Raw genomic sequence first — 12,832 nt, 5'->3', positions numbered from 1 at the left:
GGCGCTGGTAAAGTCTTAATTACGGTAAATTAAATTACACATTCTTAACGTTTTGTAATCTAAATAATGTGCTTATTTACATCAGCTTACCGCTGCGCTGCGAAATTTATGTAGGGATTTCCCTACTTTGCCCCACGGAGATCCCCACAACAACTTCAGAGGAAACTGATAGCCTCTCAAGGCCGCGCTAGTAAATAGTAAGCGAATATTGAGTGTTACCCCGAGCAGCCCGCCGCTGATCCCATGTTGTTTTCGCTTAAGTTGCAGCAGATTGCTAACTGCATAGTCCGAGGGTAGACAGGAGAAAATATGGTAACGGGTAGTGAGAAAGAGTCAGGCAGTATCCGTCACGATAAAGTCACGGCTTTCCTTACCGAGCCTGGCGCAGCCAGAACGGATATCCACGCCAGCCTGCATCCGCTGATCGACAACCTTGCGCCGCTGAAAGTCGATCTGCTGCTGGAAGGTGAAACCGGCACGGGTAAAGATACGCTGACCCGCCGCATCTATCAGCTTTCAGGCGCGAAAGGGCCGCTGATTTCAGTGAACTGCGCGGCCATTCCGGAAAACCTGGCGGAAAGCGAACTGTTCGGCGTGATCGCCGGCGCCTATACCGGCGCCACGCATTCCCGGCCGGGCTACATTGAAGCCGCCGACAAAGGCATTCTGTTTCTGGATGAAATAGACAGCATGCCGCTGATATTACAGGCGAAGCTGTTGCGCGTGCTGGAGACCCGCGCCATTCACCGGCTGGGTTCCACGCAGCCCGTGCCGCTGGATCTACGCGTGATCGCCGCTTCCCAGACGCCGCTGATTGAGCTGGTGGACGCAGGACGTTTTCGCCGCGACCTCTATTTTCGGCTTTCCACCATCAAGCTGGAGACGCCGACGGTGCGTTCCCATGCCGAACTGATTATCCCGCTGTTTCGCCGCTTTACCCAGGAAGCGGCCATGCGGCTACAGCAGCCTATTCCGCCGCGTTCGCTGGCGCTGGACGAAGCCCTGCTGCTGCACAGCTGGCCCGGCAATATTCGCGAGCTGAAAGCCGCGGCGGAACGCCACGTGCTGCATCTGCCGCCGCTGTGTAATATCACGCCGGGCGAAGGCGAAGCGACACTATTAAAAGATCGCCTGCGTCGCATTGAGCGCAGCCTGATTAAAGAGTGTCTGCATCGTCACGGCCATAAGATTGATGAGGTGGTGCATGAATTAGGTATTCCGCGCCGCACCCTTTATCACCGTATCAAATTGCTGAATATTGTTGCCTGATACCTTTATAAAAATAATTTATTTTCTTTGGAACCCTTTTTGCGCCGCACCCACTTAATAAACGATTACGCTGACAATCAAACTTTCTTTTAATCAGGAGTCACACTATGTCTTCAATATCTAACGGTATTACAAGCGCAGCTACAACTGCAACGAAAATTGAAAGCGCAACTGACGGCGCAAGCTTTATGTCGCAGATGCAGGATGTTCAGAGTAAGATGCAGCAGAATATGGTCGATAAAGCCGAGCTCGACGCAAATAATGCTGAAATGAACAACTACGCTGACAGCTCCAGCAAAGCTGCTTCCGCCGCCGCTCAGGTAAAAATCCAGTACTAGCCTGATGATGCGGGCCTGTTTCGACGGCCCGCGTCGCTTTCCGTCCTGCTATTCCGTGCGAGATCGTTATGAAAATAAATTCCTCACCGGCAGATTTAACCCAGCTTCCGCCAATAAATAATACGGCAGAGCCGCAGCAAAGCGACATCGATTTTTTTTCCGCCCAGCTAAAAGAACCCCAGGTTGAGAAAGTTTCGGCACCCGCCGAAGTAACCCATTTTCTTTCCGGTATCGCCAGCTCGTTAAATAATAATGAACGCCAGCGAAAAGAAACCTATCAGGATTTACAAACAGCTTCACGCTCCTCTAATTTATTAGAATTTAGCCAGGCCAATGCCGCCTTATCGAATTACTATATTGAAAGTTTGATGAATGCGAAAATCGTCGCCAAAGGCGTTCAGAGCATTGATAAACTGACCAACCTACAGTAAGCCTCTATGAAACTTTTGCTGAAATGGCTAATGATAAGCTCGCTGGCGCTTTTTTTGGTCGGCTGCGGTGATAAAACCGTGCTGTACAGCGGGCTGGCGGAAAGCGACGCCAACGATATCATCGCCGAACTGAATCAGCATCAAATTGCCGCGCAAAAGCTGATTGAAAAAACGGGCATTTCCGTGTCGGTCGATGCGGAAAATATCGAGCGCAGCGTAAAAATCCTCGACTCCGCCGGGCTGCCGCACAAGGCGCGCACCAATCTTGGCGAGGTGTTCCAGAAAAGCGGCGTGATTTCCAGCCCGATGGAGGAGCGCGCCCGCTATATCTATGCGCTTTCGCAGGAGGTGGAATCGACGCTGGCGCAGATCGACGGCGTGGTGGTGGCGCGCGTGCACGTAGTGCTGCCGGAAAGGCTGGCGCCCGGCGAGCCGGTACAGCCTGCTTCCGCCTCGGTGTTTATCAAATACCATAACACCCTGGATCCGGACAGCATTGAGCCGCGCATCCGCCAGATGGTGTCCACCAGCATTCCGGGCCTGGCGGGCAAAAGCGATAAGGATTTAGCGATCGTTTTTGTGCCGGCGCAGACCTATGAAGACAAAATCGAAGTGGTACAAATGGGGCCATTTCAGCTTTCGCCGGATGAGTACGGCACGGTGAAATGGGTATTCGCGATGTTCGCCATCGTGCTGCTGATCGCCTTCGCTTTGCTGCTGTTCAAGCCCGGCCGGAAAAAAGAAAAACCGGCCAGCGCCGCTGCGGCGACAGGAAAATAAGCCGTGGAGCAGGCTTCCATTGCGGACTGGCTGCACTGGTGGCAGCAGGGCTGGTGGCAACAGGCCGAGGCGGGCTGGACATCCGACTTTTTCGCCCTGCCGCTGGCGCAGCAGCAGGCATTGAGCTGGCAGCAGCCGCAGGCCGTCGCGGCCAGCTTCGGCATCGCCCCCGCTTTGCCGCCGGAACCGCCAGCGCGGATGCTGGCGCTGATCGCGTTCGACGACGAGCGCTGGCAGCGTCTGCTGGCGCTGCTGGCCGCCACCTGCGCCCCGCAGGCCGCGCCGTCCGGGATGGCGGGCAGCGATTTGATCTGGTGTCGGCGCCTGAGCAAAGGCCTGCGCTGCGGCAGCTGGCTGGATGCCGCCTGCTTCCATCCCTGGCCCATCGGCGGCCTGCTGCTGTTGCGCGCGCTACATCCGGAAAGCTGGCCTCGTTTACGGCTACGTTTTCCCCCTGAATGGGCCGCTCAGCTGGAAGAATACCCCACGTTAACGCTGCCGCACGCCAGGCTGGCGGCGCTTTACGACGCGGCCATCTGGCAGTGTCAGCAATCAGGAGCCGAGCCGCATGTGGATCACTAAAAAACTCGCTGTGCTGGCGATGCCCGCCGGGCCGCTGCTGAGCCGCGAAGCGCTGGTTGACCATCAGCAGGCGCTGAGCCTGCTGCAAACGGCGGAACAACAGGCACAGCAGCGGCTGGCCCGTGCCGCAGAAGAAGCCGATCGGCTGCTGGAAGAAGCCAGAACGCGCGCGGACGCGGCCGTTGCCGATCGTCAGCAGGCTTTTGTCGCGCAGGCGGAACAGTTTTTCGCCGACTGGCAGCAGCAGCAGCAGCAGTGGCAGGAGGCGCTGATACCCCATGCCGAGGCGCTACTGAAACAGGCAATGAACCAGCTGCTGGCCGAGCTGCCCGCCGAAGTGCGTCTGACCGCCATGCTGCGGCAGCTGCAACAGGCGCAGGGCCGTCAGGCTGCCGCTACGCTAAGCTGCGCGCCCGTTCGCCAGGATGATGTTGCCGCCTGGCTGATGCAACATCCGCTCGACTGGCAGCTGGTCAGCGACAGTTCGCTGGACGCCGATACGCTACGGTTAACCACCGATAACGGCGAGCTGAGCCTGAGCTGGACTCAGGTTTGCGCAGCGCTGATCCCCGCCTGACCGCCTTTTCTACGGCCGCAACAATTTTTTCGCCGCGCCGGAACCTGCCCTTTTTCTTAGCCACTTAATGGCAACCCCCAACCGGAGAGTAAAGCCATGAGCAACGACGATGCAATCCAGCGCCGCCTGTCCAACCAGGTGGCGCACGCACAGAAAGATATGACCCAGTTCTTGCAGGAAAGTCTGGACAAGCCGTTTAACGCTGGCGATATGTACGCTTTCCAGGCCGAATTGCTCGATGTCTCTAACGCTAACTGGGCCAGCTCGCAGTACACCCAGTACAAGCATGGTATCCGCAAGGCCATCATTGATGCCATCAACTGATGTCGCCGATCTGATTGAAGCCTGTCTGGATAAATCCAACGGCGAGCTGGCGCTGTGGATTGACGAGATGCCGATCGTGCTACAGCGCCTGCCCGGCGGCTGGTTTTTTTTTTGCCGAGCTACAGCTGCCTGTGCCTGTTAGCGATGCGCTGATGCAGCGGGCGCTGCGGCTGACCGACCCGGCACTGCATCATTTCGGCGATCTTACCGCTGCGCTTTGCCTGCATCCGCAGCGCGAAACGCTTTGTCTGCTGGCGCGGTTAAAAAACGACGGACAAGAGGCCGCCGTCGCGCTGTTAGAAAGTCTTTGTAATCAATGTGAAATCTGGCAGGACACCCTGCTGATGCTAATGCGGCCAACGAGCCTGTAACAAGGAGAGAAGCGTGCCTACGCCGTCTGCTTTTTTACCCTTTCGCCCTTTGCTGCTGGCTTTGGCGATCGGGCTTTCTGTCTCACACAGCTACGCCACTACACCGGAAGAATGGCGCGACGGTGCCTACGCCTATTCTGCCGATAATACCCCGCTCAGCGTGATCCTGCAGGACTTTGCCGGCAGCCACGGCGTGGATGCCAACGTCACCGGCCTGCCCGATACCTTTGTGACTGCCCGGCTGCGATCCGACAATGCTGAGGCTTTTCTGAACCGGCTGGCGCTGGAATATCGCTTTCAGTGGTTCGTCTATAACAATACGCTTTATGTCAGCCCGCAGTCGCAGCAGACCTCGCGCCGTCTGAAGATCAGCCCGGATGCCGCGCCCGATATCAAACAGGCGCTACAGGGCGTCGGCCTGCTGGAGCCGCGATTCGGCTGGGGCGAGCTGCCCGACGACGGCGTGGTGCTGGTCACCGGGCCGCCGAAATATGTCGATCTGATTGCAGATTTCAGCAAAAAATCCGAGCCGGAAACCAGCGAAGACAAGCAAATGATGGCGTTTCCCCTGAAATATGCCGACGTGGCGGATCGCACTATCAAATATCGTAACCAGACGCTGGTGGTGCCCGGCGTGGCGACCATGCTTAACGAACTGCTGGGGCAAAACAGCAACGGTTCGGCAAACGGCGCAACCACTACGCAGAACGGTCGCGGCGGCAGCGACAGCCCCTATCAGGCGATGCAGAATGAAAACCGCAGCATCATGGAACAGATGATTAGCCGCAACACCCGGCTGGGCCGCAGCAACGACCCGCAGCCGGGCAAAACGCTGCAGGGGAAAGTCTCCGCCGACGTACGTAACAACACGCTGCTGGTGCGCGACAACAAAAAGCTGCGCTCGGAGTATCAGGAGCTGGTCAGGATGATCGACGTGCCGCAGAAGCTGATTGAAATCGATGCGGTCATCGTGGATATCGACCGCAACGAGCTGGCGCGTCTTTCCACCAACTGGTCCGGGCAGTTCGGCAACGTAACCGCCGGCGCGTCGATGCTGAACGGGGCCAGTACCCTGTTCGTTACCGATTTTAACCGCTTCTTCGCCGATATTCAGGCGCTGGAAGGTGAAGGCACCGCGTCGATTATCGCCAATCCGTCGGTGCTGACGCTGGAAAATCAGCCTGCGGTGATAGACTTCAGCAATACCGCCTTTATCACCGCCATCGGCGAGCGGGTTGCGGATATTCGGGAAGTGACGGCGGGCACCAGCCTGCGCGTCACGCCGCGTTCAATCGGTGACAATCCGGAAAAAGCCGCCGTGCAGCTGGTGGTGGATGTGGAAGACGGCAAGCTAAATAAAAGCGAAGACGGCAGCGCACAGGGCACCGAAAACGGTGTGATCAGTACGCAGGCGCTGGTACAGGAAAAACGGTCGCTGGTAATGGGCGGTTTTCATACCAAGCAGAGCGGCGATGACGAAGAGCGCGTGCCGATCCTCGGCAAAATTCCGCTGCTGGGCAAGCTGTTTACCTCCAACAACCGCACCACTTCTCAGCGCGAGCGGTTGTTTATTATTACGCCGCACCTGATCGGTGACCAGGTCGATCCTTCCCGCTATGTGGATGCGGAAAACAGCGCGCAGGTCAACGATACGCTGCGGGATATCAACCGACGCCATCAGTCTGGCGACATGAAGCGCACCATCGAAAACGCCATGCAGGATCTGGCCGAAAGCCGTCAGCCGGGCGGTTTACAGCCCAGCCAGACGGGGCTGCCGCTCGGCTCGCTCTGTTCGGTGCCGCTGACCTTCCGCGCCAGCGCTCGCCAGCAGTGGTACGGCAACGACGCGATGCAGATTTCGGTAGGCGTGATCACCAACACCAGCGGAAAAGAGGCGCGCTTTGACGAGGCATCCTGCCGGGGCGATCGCACGCTGGCCGTGGCCGCCTGGCCGCATACCCGCCTGCAACCGGGCGAATCTACCGAGGTGTACGTGGCTTACGATACGCAGGCGCCGGCCAGACCTGGCCGTGTATCGCTGCTGCAATCGGCGCCGGTGTCGCTGTCCACCAGCGGCGTAAAAACGACGCGCCTGCTGTCGCGCTAATGAGGCTGATAATGAAAAAACCTGTTCTGATCCTGCTGATGGCGATGCTGCTTACCGCCTGTGCAAAGCCTAAGTTCGCGGGCTGTAGCGAGATGTCGTGCCGCCCGGTGTCGGACGACCGGGCGGTCACCATCTGGTGGCAGCCGGATATGCGCAACGGGCCTTTTGACTATTCACAGGCTTCGGTTAATCAGTGATCCGCGTCGATTCCCAGCGCGCCTTTCTGGCCGCATGGCTGCGTGGCGAGGCGTGCAGCTGGTGCGATCCCGTCGGACACGAGCTGCGTTTTTATACGCAATCCGGGCCGACGCTCCAGCTGCTGCCCGCCCCTTTTTCCTCTTTCCGGCTGCGTGAGGCGCTGATGCGCCGCTTTCTCGCGCCCGGCCGTTACGAAGGCTGTTATCTTTCCGCTACGCCCGAAGGCGCGCCGCTGCTGATGCTCCAGCTCACGGGCAGCGAAGTGCCGCAGGATGCGATCGGCACGCTGTATTCGCTGGCGGATATGGCGTAGCCAGCAGGCCCCGACATAAAACGGGGAAACGTATAATATACAAAAGCGTACCCCCGTTAAGGCTACAGATTATCTGGCACTACATTTCTTTGAGCAGTTTCCGTAGCGGAAAGGTTTCCGTACTCCGGGAAATAAACCGTGAATGGCCATCTTCAAACGGCAACCCACAGTTAATGTATTGATTTAAGTGATATAAATTCATTTACTCAACTTTATGAACTGACTAAAAATGACATCACAAGCGTGCTCAGTAAAGCGGCCCAGGCATCGCAGGCTCTGTTACTCTTCGATTTCCAGCACCTCATCCAGCTGCTGATCCTCCAGCTCTTTCAGCAGCCGATAGACCTGGGCGACGGCCTTCAGCGTTTCTCGCGGGATATAGTCGCCTTCATTGACCGTTCTGAACAGCGTGCGGGTCAGCCAGACGAAACGGATCACCGGCATCTGCCGGTTTTTGGCTTCCTCAATAATATCCCGGGCATCCAGGCCTTCCGCCTTAAACAGCAGGCGCGGCAGCGGCGTTTCTCCGGCGCGGTAGTAAAGCCCGACGGCAAAGTGCGTAGGGTTGACCAGCACCATATCCGCCTCTTGCACCGCCACTTTTCTTCTGGGCTTAGGCTCTTCGTTCAGGATCTGATGCGACAGCGATTTGCGATGCCCTTTCATATGCGGATCGCCTTCGCTCTGCTTAAACTCGTTGCGGATATCGTCATGGCTCATGCGCTGCTGCTTGAGGAAAAAATATTTTTGCAGGCCGAAATCGAACGCGCTCAGCACCAGCAGCAGCGCCAGCGTTTCCCGCACGATTTTTATAAACAGCGACAGCACCGCCTGCCAGAAGCCATTGAGATCCTCTCCGTAGGCCAGCTGCGCCAGCGGCCCCAGGTCGGGTTCGATCGCCAGGTAAAAAATAACACCGATGGCGACCGCCTTCAGCACGCTGGTCAGCAGCGTGCTCAGCTGTTTGCCGGAAAACATATTCTTCAGGTGGCCGACCGGATTGATGGCGTCGAACTTTGGCGCCAGCGCCTCGGTAGCGAACAGCGGGCCGAACTGTAGCCAGCCGCCGATAATGCGCAGCAGAAATATTAGCGCGCAGACGATGCCGCAGAAATAGCAAAGCACCATCACCCCGTCCAGCATCACTTCCTGCATGGCATGGCCGAAAGGATCGTTCAGGCGGGCAAGCGGCAGCATAATCATCGCCTCCAGCCGCTGCATGCCGCCGCCGACCAGCGCGAAAATCGTCTCCATCACGCCCACGCAAATCAGCAGCTTGGGAATATCCGGCGTCTGGGCGATCTGACCCTTTTTGCGCGACTCCTTGAGCTTTTGGGGCGTGGCGTCTTCGGTTTTTTCCGCCATCAGCGTGCCCCTTTAAACATGTCCGCCAGCTGCGGCACCAGATCTTTTAAATCAAACAGCCGTTCGCCCGCAACGTAATTCAGGATCGGCAAATAGAGCACAAAAAACAGCATGCCCAACAGGCATTTGGCGGGCATCGCCAGCACGGTGGCCTGGAGCTGGGGGCTGTAGATGCTGAGGATGCCGACGCTAAAATCCACCAGCAGCAGCAGCGCTACCAGCGGCCCGGCGTAAAGCACCATATGCGTAAATATCCCGCTTAACAGATCCAGATAGACCTTCAGCCCCGCTTCGCCCGGCAGCGGCAGCCACTGCATCGGCGGCCAGAGGCTATAGCTGTCCCAGATAATCTGCGTAATGGTCGACAGGCCCAGCCCGACTACCAGCAGCAGGATAATCGACTGCTGCATCAAAAAGCCAAGCGGCGTGGCGTCCGGCCCGAGCTGCGGGTTGAGCTGGCCGCCCGTCAGCGCGCCGCGCTGGTTATCAAACAGCGCGCCCACCGACTCGAACAGCCAGAACGGCATCGCCATCAGCAGGCCGATCGCCACGCCGATAATCACCTCTTTCAGCGCCAGCGCCGCCAGCAGAAACAACGAGGGATCGTCCGCCGCCAGCTGCTGCTGGATCATTGGCGCCGGGAACAGCGCCAGCGCCAGCACGATACCGGAACGCAGGCCGCCTTTAATGGCGTTGAACGAGAACACCGGCGACAGCAGCAGGCAGGGAAAAATGCGCGCCATCGCCAGCGTCAGCGCAAGGATAAAGTGGTAGCCATCAAAAAGGACGTTGTTCCACATATTGTTAAATCTTTTGGGTTGTCGTTTATAGCTGAGTGGCAGAAAACAGCGGAAAGTTCACTAAAAAAGCTATACGGATACAGGGGTTACTTAAAGGTGGTAAGCGCCTGCTTATCTTCATTATAGATAAGATTATTCCTGCAACTTATCCCGAAAAAAACTATCGCCAGCAGCCCCTTGCAAAAAATAAAAAAAAGCAACCAATGCTCTGAAAGAGAATATTAGCGATTATCGTAAAAAATGATATTCGTAACGAATTCCCCATGTTAAAAAAGAAAACAGGCGCGATTAAGACCTTTACAAGGCAGCATAATATTAAATGAAACCGGATATTTAAGATTAAATAGCCAATGGATTGATCCGCCTGATTAATTAAAAAACTTTTTCCACTGGAGAAGAAAATGCCTACTACTACTGTTAATGACGTACATACAAAAAGCGTTGCCACTTTTAACGATCTGCGCAAGCTTGCCCCTGCTTATGAAGGCGAAAGCGTGCTGCTTCGCTGTCACACCGCCCCTGGTGAGGCCATTTATAAAGGCATCGGCGGCGGCTGGTTTGTCGGCTCGCTGACGGCAGCGACGGACGATGGCGGTACCATTGCCAATACCACCGGCAACGCTTACCACTGGCGTCGACAAATCAATAACCTGGCAGATTTAAACATCGGCGACTTTGGCGCCGTACCGGATGGTAAAACGGACGCTATCGCCGCGGTTACAGCCATGTATAACTTCACGTTTAAGCATTCAGGCGAGGCATATAAAGCCTGGATTACTTTCCCTGAAGGTAATTATGCCGTATCGAGCCTGAATATTTCTTCTGTTTATCTGCGAATGCTGAGAATTAATGGTCCTACCGTCGCTTATGGCTACTCGCCTGTGGCAAAACTCACGCTTATAGGAGATGAAGGCAGTTTTGTTTTTAACACGAATGCTCGCCGCACTGAAGTTTCCTGCCTGGAAATTTATGGTCAGTATGATTTAGCAAAAAATACGCGCGGCTTTATGACGAATAAATGCGCCGAAGGACAGTACTATCAGTGCGACAGGCTTAATATTAGCCAAACGGGCGGTATCGTATTTAATATGATCGATACGCTGGATACGAAGTTCAACAGCTTTTACACCAGCCATACTTACGATTCTATTTTAAAAGGCCGTCCGTCTTATCAAAATTCATGGAATCATCTTACCGCTATCGAACTCAGTAACTTTAACGTGCAGGAAAGCCACTCTACCACGCCGGCCTTTGATTTACCGCGCGCCACCCAGTGCTGTATCTACAACGGCTGGATGGAGAAATGTAACTATCCGATGGATATCAGTAACGGCGAGTGGACCATTGACGTGTTCAGTATGGAAGGCGCAACGGTGCCTGCCGATATCACCTTTACAAAAGCTATTTTGCGCCATATCAATTTGCAAAACGCCACGTTTAACCGTAACAACGCCACGGTAGTGCGCTACCTCGGCGGTTACGATATGGGCTACCGCCGTGAAGAATCTTTTGGCACCACGCTGGCCGGATCCATGGCGGCTAACTGGTACAGCTCGAATCTGCGCTTTAACAACGCCACCGAAGCGCCGGTATGGGTTTACGTTGGCGACTATGTCACCACGGCCGAAAGCGATCAGGTTACCGTGCGCTTTTTAGGCGCCCGTTCTGAGAGCCCGGCAGCAAGCGGCGCCATTAATAATCTGACCAATAACTTTGGCGGCGGGGAAGCTATCCTGCGTATGCGCCGCGCGAAAGGTGACGATACGGTTAAAGCAGTGGGCGCGGTGGAAGTCAGGGGATCGAGCCCGGTAACCGATATCCGGCTAAACCGGCCCTACGCTAATAATGTGAGCATTTATGTGAAGCTGCCCGCCAACAGCGGCTACGTTCACGTACAGGTTGAAAGCACTACCGACAGTCGTTTTCACGGCGGCAAGTGCTTCCTGTGGACACCGCGTGGCGAGGTCGTGGCAGAGACGGTGGTCGGCAAGCTGAGCTCTCCGTGGACCCCGGTTGATGCCGCTGCTTTTGGTACGCTAAGCGGGCACGGCATCGCTTTTGATACCGACGGCACCCTGGTGCTGACCACGAAAGCACTGCCGAAAGACAACAAGCTGCGCGTGCGCATCAACGGTATTAACTATCGTATTCCGTTGGAAATCGATTCCTGACTGTCAGCCCGGTTTTTATGACCGGGCCAACATCAATGGCGCTACGGTAAAAGGCAGCGGCAGTAAAGTTCATGTTGAGGACGAGCTGCAACAGCTACTTACGCACACTTCGTTCCCTGACGGCGAAGCTGTCGCGGCGCGCCAAATAACGGCAATGAAGCTGCTGACAGAGGCGTTCACAGCGTCTGATGACCAGAGCAGTCGCGTGAATAAACCTGGCTTTTACCCTGTAACAACAACCCGCCAATCCGGCGGGTTTATTTTTTTTAACGTTAGCTTCTTAGTACCTTACGTTAGGCATCATGGCAAAGGCGCTTTGCGTGAGTTCGGTCAGCTCCACGCCGATCCAGCGGCCGGTCAGCGCCAGCGCGACGCCCACCGCCACCAGCTTAATGGCGAAAGGCAGCGTCTGATCCTGAAGCTGCATCACCGCCTGCAGCAGCGAGACGATGACGCCGACGATCACCGCCACGATCAGCGGCGGCGCGGAAAGGATCACCACCAGCAGCATCGCCTGGCGGAAAAGGGTCAGGATATCCATTTTTCCCTCACAGATAGCTGTAAAACAGGCCGTCGAGCAGCCGCGTCCAGCCGCTGACCAGCACAAACAGCAGAATTTTCAGCGGCAGCGAAATGGTCATGGGTGACACCATCTGCATCCCCAGCGCCAGCAGCACGTTGGAGACGATCAGATCTACCACGATAAAGGGGATAAAAATCAGAAAGCCGATTTTGAAGCCGTTTTGCAGCTCCGACAAAACAAACGAGGGGATTAGCAGCAGCGGGCTGTCGTGAGATACCGTGGCCGACATCTCTTTTGGCCACATGCGCTGCGCGTTTTCCTGTAGGTGGATCAAAATATCCGGGTCAGTATTCTTCACCATAAAGCGCTTCAGCGGCTCCGCGCCGTTGCTGACCGTATAGTCGAGCCGCTCCGCGGACTGAGTGTCAATCGGCACCGTTTTTACCCGCTGGCTGATTTCATTGAAAACCGGCGCCATTACAAACAGCGAGGCGGCCAGCGCGATACCGTAAATCGCCATATTGGGTGGCACCTGCTGCACGCCCATCGCGTTGCGGGTCAGCATCAGCACCATAGAGATTTTTAAAAAGCAGGTGCAGACAATCATTAAAATCGGCACCAGCGACAGCGCGCCAAGAAACAGCGCCAGCGTCATCGGGTTCAGCGATAAAGCATCCATGCGT

The 12,832-nt window shown here is 56.0% G+C and carries 17 protein-coding genes; 13 read left to right on the top strand and 4 right to left on the bottom strand.

Features of this window, described 5'->3' with window-relative positions; genetic code table 11:
• Positions 1-309 precede the first annotated feature (309 nt).
• The 12 genes from EGK14_RS07905 to EGK14_RS07855 all read left to right on the top strand — a co-directional run bounded on the left by EGK14_RS07905 (position 310) and on the right by EGK14_RS07855 (position 7,290).
• Positions 310-1,269 (top strand): sigma 54-interacting transcriptional regulator, encoded by a 960-nt coding sequence (locus tag EGK14_RS07905; RefSeq protein WP_125288544.1) that lies wholly within the window; start codon positions 310-312, stop codon positions 1,267-1,269.
• A gap of 107 nt (positions 1,270-1,376) precedes the next feature.
• Positions 1,377-1,607 carry a hypothetical protein gene (locus EGK14_RS07900; RefSeq protein ID WP_125288543.1) on the top strand — a complete coding sequence of 77 codons (231 nt, stop codon included), beginning with the start codon at positions 1,377-1,379 and terminating at the stop codon, positions 1,605-1,607.
• Positions 1,608-1,675: 68 nt separating this feature from the next.
• On the top strand, positions 1,676-2,038 hold the full coding sequence (locus EGK14_RS07895; protein WP_125288542.1) for an EscI/YscI/HrpB family type III secretion system inner rod protein: 363 nt from the start codon (positions 1,676-1,678) through the stop codon (positions 2,036-2,038).
• 6 nt (positions 2,039-2,044) lie between these two features.
• A complete protein-coding gene (gene sctJ, locus EGK14_RS07890; protein ID WP_125288541.1) occupies positions 2,045-2,818 on the top strand; it encodes a type III secretion system inner membrane ring lipoprotein SctJ in 774 nt (257 codons plus the stop codon).
• Positions 2,819-2,821: 3 nt separating this feature from the next.
• Complete coding sequence (locus EGK14_RS07885; RefSeq protein ID WP_125288540.1) at positions 2,822-3,400, top strand: type III secretion protein HrpD; 579 nt, start codon at positions 2,822-2,824, stop codon at positions 3,398-3,400.
• A complete protein-coding gene (gene sctL, locus EGK14_RS07880; protein ID WP_125288539.1) occupies positions 3,387-3,977 on the top strand; it encodes a type III secretion system stator protein SctL in 591 nt (196 codons plus the stop codon). Before EGK14_RS07885 ends, sctL begins: the two co-directional genes overlap by 14 nt.
• A gap of 96 nt (positions 3,978-4,073) precedes the next feature.
• Positions 4,074-4,301 carry an HrpF protein gene (locus tag EGK14_RS07875; protein ID WP_125288538.1) on the top strand — a complete coding sequence of 76 codons (228 nt, stop codon included), beginning with the start codon at positions 4,074-4,076 and terminating at the stop codon, positions 4,299-4,301.
• Positions 4,288-4,443 carry a hypothetical protein gene (locus EGK14_RS21270; protein WP_158616035.1) on the top strand — a complete coding sequence of 52 codons (156 nt, stop codon included), beginning with the start codon at positions 4,288-4,290 and terminating at the stop codon, positions 4,441-4,443. The genes EGK14_RS07875 and EGK14_RS21270 overlap by 14 nt, the downstream gene beginning before the upstream one ends.
• Positions 4,433-4,672, top strand: coding sequence for a hypothetical protein (locus tag EGK14_RS07870; RefSeq protein WP_125288537.1), 240 nt, complete (start codon positions 4,433-4,435; stop codon positions 4,670-4,672). Before EGK14_RS21270 ends, EGK14_RS07870 begins: the two co-directional genes overlap by 11 nt.
• Positions 4,673-4,685: 13 nt before the next feature.
• Positions 4,686-6,779 carry a type III secretion system outer membrane ring subunit SctC gene (sctC, locus tag EGK14_RS07865; protein ID WP_199746397.1) on the top strand — a complete coding sequence of 698 codons (2,094 nt, stop codon included), beginning with the start codon at positions 4,686-4,688 and terminating at the stop codon, positions 6,777-6,779.
• Between the two features lie 11 nt (positions 6,780-6,790).
• Positions 6,791-6,976 carry an HrpT family type III secretion system protein gene (gene hrpT, locus EGK14_RS07860; RefSeq protein ID WP_125288536.1) on the top strand — a complete coding sequence of 62 codons (186 nt, stop codon included), beginning with the start codon at positions 6,791-6,793 and terminating at the stop codon, positions 6,974-6,976.
• Positions 6,973-7,290, top strand: coding sequence for a hypothetical protein (locus EGK14_RS07855; RefSeq protein WP_125288535.1), 318 nt, complete (start codon positions 6,973-6,975; stop codon positions 7,288-7,290). Before hrpT ends, EGK14_RS07855 begins: the two co-directional genes overlap by 4 nt.
• Before the next feature lie 279 nt (positions 7,291-7,569).
• Here the strand turns inward: EGK14_RS07855 and sctU are convergent, their stop codons facing one another.
• A complete protein-coding gene (gene sctU, locus EGK14_RS07850) occupies positions 7,570-8,655 on the bottom strand; it encodes a type III secretion system export apparatus subunit SctU (protein ID WP_125288534.1) in 1,086 nt (361 codons plus the stop codon).
• Positions 8,655-9,455: a type III secretion system export apparatus subunit SctT gene (sctT, locus tag EGK14_RS07845; protein WP_125288533.1), complete on the bottom strand. Its 801-nt coding sequence runs from the start codon at positions 9,453-9,455 to the stop codon at positions 8,655-8,657. Before sctT ends, sctU begins: the two co-directional genes overlap by 1 nt.
• Positions 9,456-9,856: 401 nt before the next feature.
• Between sctT and EGK14_RS07840 the strand changes: the two genes are divergently transcribed.
• Positions 9,857-11,626, top strand: coding sequence for a hypothetical protein (locus EGK14_RS07840; RefSeq protein WP_125288532.1), 1,770 nt, complete (start codon positions 9,857-9,859; stop codon positions 11,624-11,626).
• A gap of 280 nt (positions 11,627-11,906) precedes the next feature.
• On the opposite strand, the gene sctS is transcribed toward EGK14_RS07840, so the two are convergent.
• Both sctS and sctR read right to left on the bottom strand, forming a co-directional pair.
• Positions 11,907-12,167 carry a type III secretion system export apparatus subunit SctS gene (gene sctS / locus EGK14_RS07835; RefSeq protein WP_125288531.1) on the bottom strand — a complete coding sequence of 87 codons (261 nt, stop codon included), beginning with the start codon at positions 12,165-12,167 and terminating at the stop codon, positions 11,907-11,909.
• Positions 12,168-12,174: 7 nt separating this feature from the next.
• Positions 12,175-12,828 (bottom strand): type III secretion system export apparatus subunit SctR, encoded by a 654-nt coding sequence (sctR, locus tag EGK14_RS07830; protein WP_125288530.1) that lies wholly within the window; start codon positions 12,826-12,828, stop codon positions 12,175-12,177.
• Positions 12,829-12,832 lie beyond the last annotated feature (4 nt).

This window comes from Erwinia sp. 198 (assembly GCF_003937915.1).
GTDB lineage: Bacteria > Pseudomonadota > Gammaproteobacteria > Enterobacterales > Enterobacteriaceae > Erwinia > Erwinia aeris.
The sequence above is the reverse complement of the archived record's forward strand: the minus strand, read 5'-3'. Positions and strand labels throughout refer to the sequence as shown.

Coding starts and splice junctions, on each gene's coding strand:
- EGK14_RS07905 (WP_125288544.1), top strand. CDS start 310: ATGGTAACGGGTAGTGAGAAAGAGTCAGGCAGTATCCGTCACGATAAA.
- EGK14_RS07900 (WP_125288543.1), top strand. CDS start 1,377: ATGTCTTCAATATCTAACGGTATTACAAGCGCAGCTACAACTGCAACG.
- EGK14_RS07895 (WP_125288542.1), top strand. CDS start 1,676: ATGAAAATAAATTCCTCACCGGCAGATTTAACCCAGCTTCCGCCAATA.
- sctJ (WP_125288541.1), top strand. CDS start 2,045: ATGAAACTTTTGCTGAAATGGCTAATGATAAGCTCGCTGGCGCTTTTT.
- sctL (WP_125288539.1), top strand. CDS start 3,387: ATGTGGATCACTAAAAAACTCGCTGTGCTGGCGATGCCCGCCGGGCCG.
- EGK14_RS07875 (WP_125288538.1), top strand. CDS start 4,074: ATGAGCAACGACGATGCAATCCAGCGCCGCCTGTCCAACCAGGTGGCG.
- EGK14_RS21270 (WP_158616035.1), top strand. CDS start 4,288: ATGCCATCAACTGATGTCGCCGATCTGATTGAAGCCTGTCTGGATAAA.
- hrpT (WP_125288536.1), top strand. CDS start 6,791: ATGAAAAAACCTGTTCTGATCCTGCTGATGGCGATGCTGCTTACCGCC.
- sctU (WP_125288534.1), bottom strand. CDS start 8,655: ATGGCGGAAAAAACCGAAGACGCCACGCCCCAAAAGCTCAAGGAGTCG.
- sctT (WP_125288533.1), bottom strand. CDS start 9,455: ATGTGGAACAACGTCCTTTTTGATGGCTACCACTTTATCCTTGCGCTG.
- EGK14_RS07840 (WP_125288532.1), top strand. CDS start 9,857: ATGCCTACTACTACTGTTAATGACGTACATACAAAAAGCGTTGCCACT.
- sctS (WP_125288531.1), bottom strand. CDS start 12,167: ATGGATATCCTGACCCTTTTCCGCCAGGCGATGCTGCTGGTGGTGATC.
- sctR (WP_125288530.1), bottom strand. CDS start 12,828: ATGGATGCTTTATCGCTGAACCCGATGACGCTGGCGCTGTTTCTTGGC.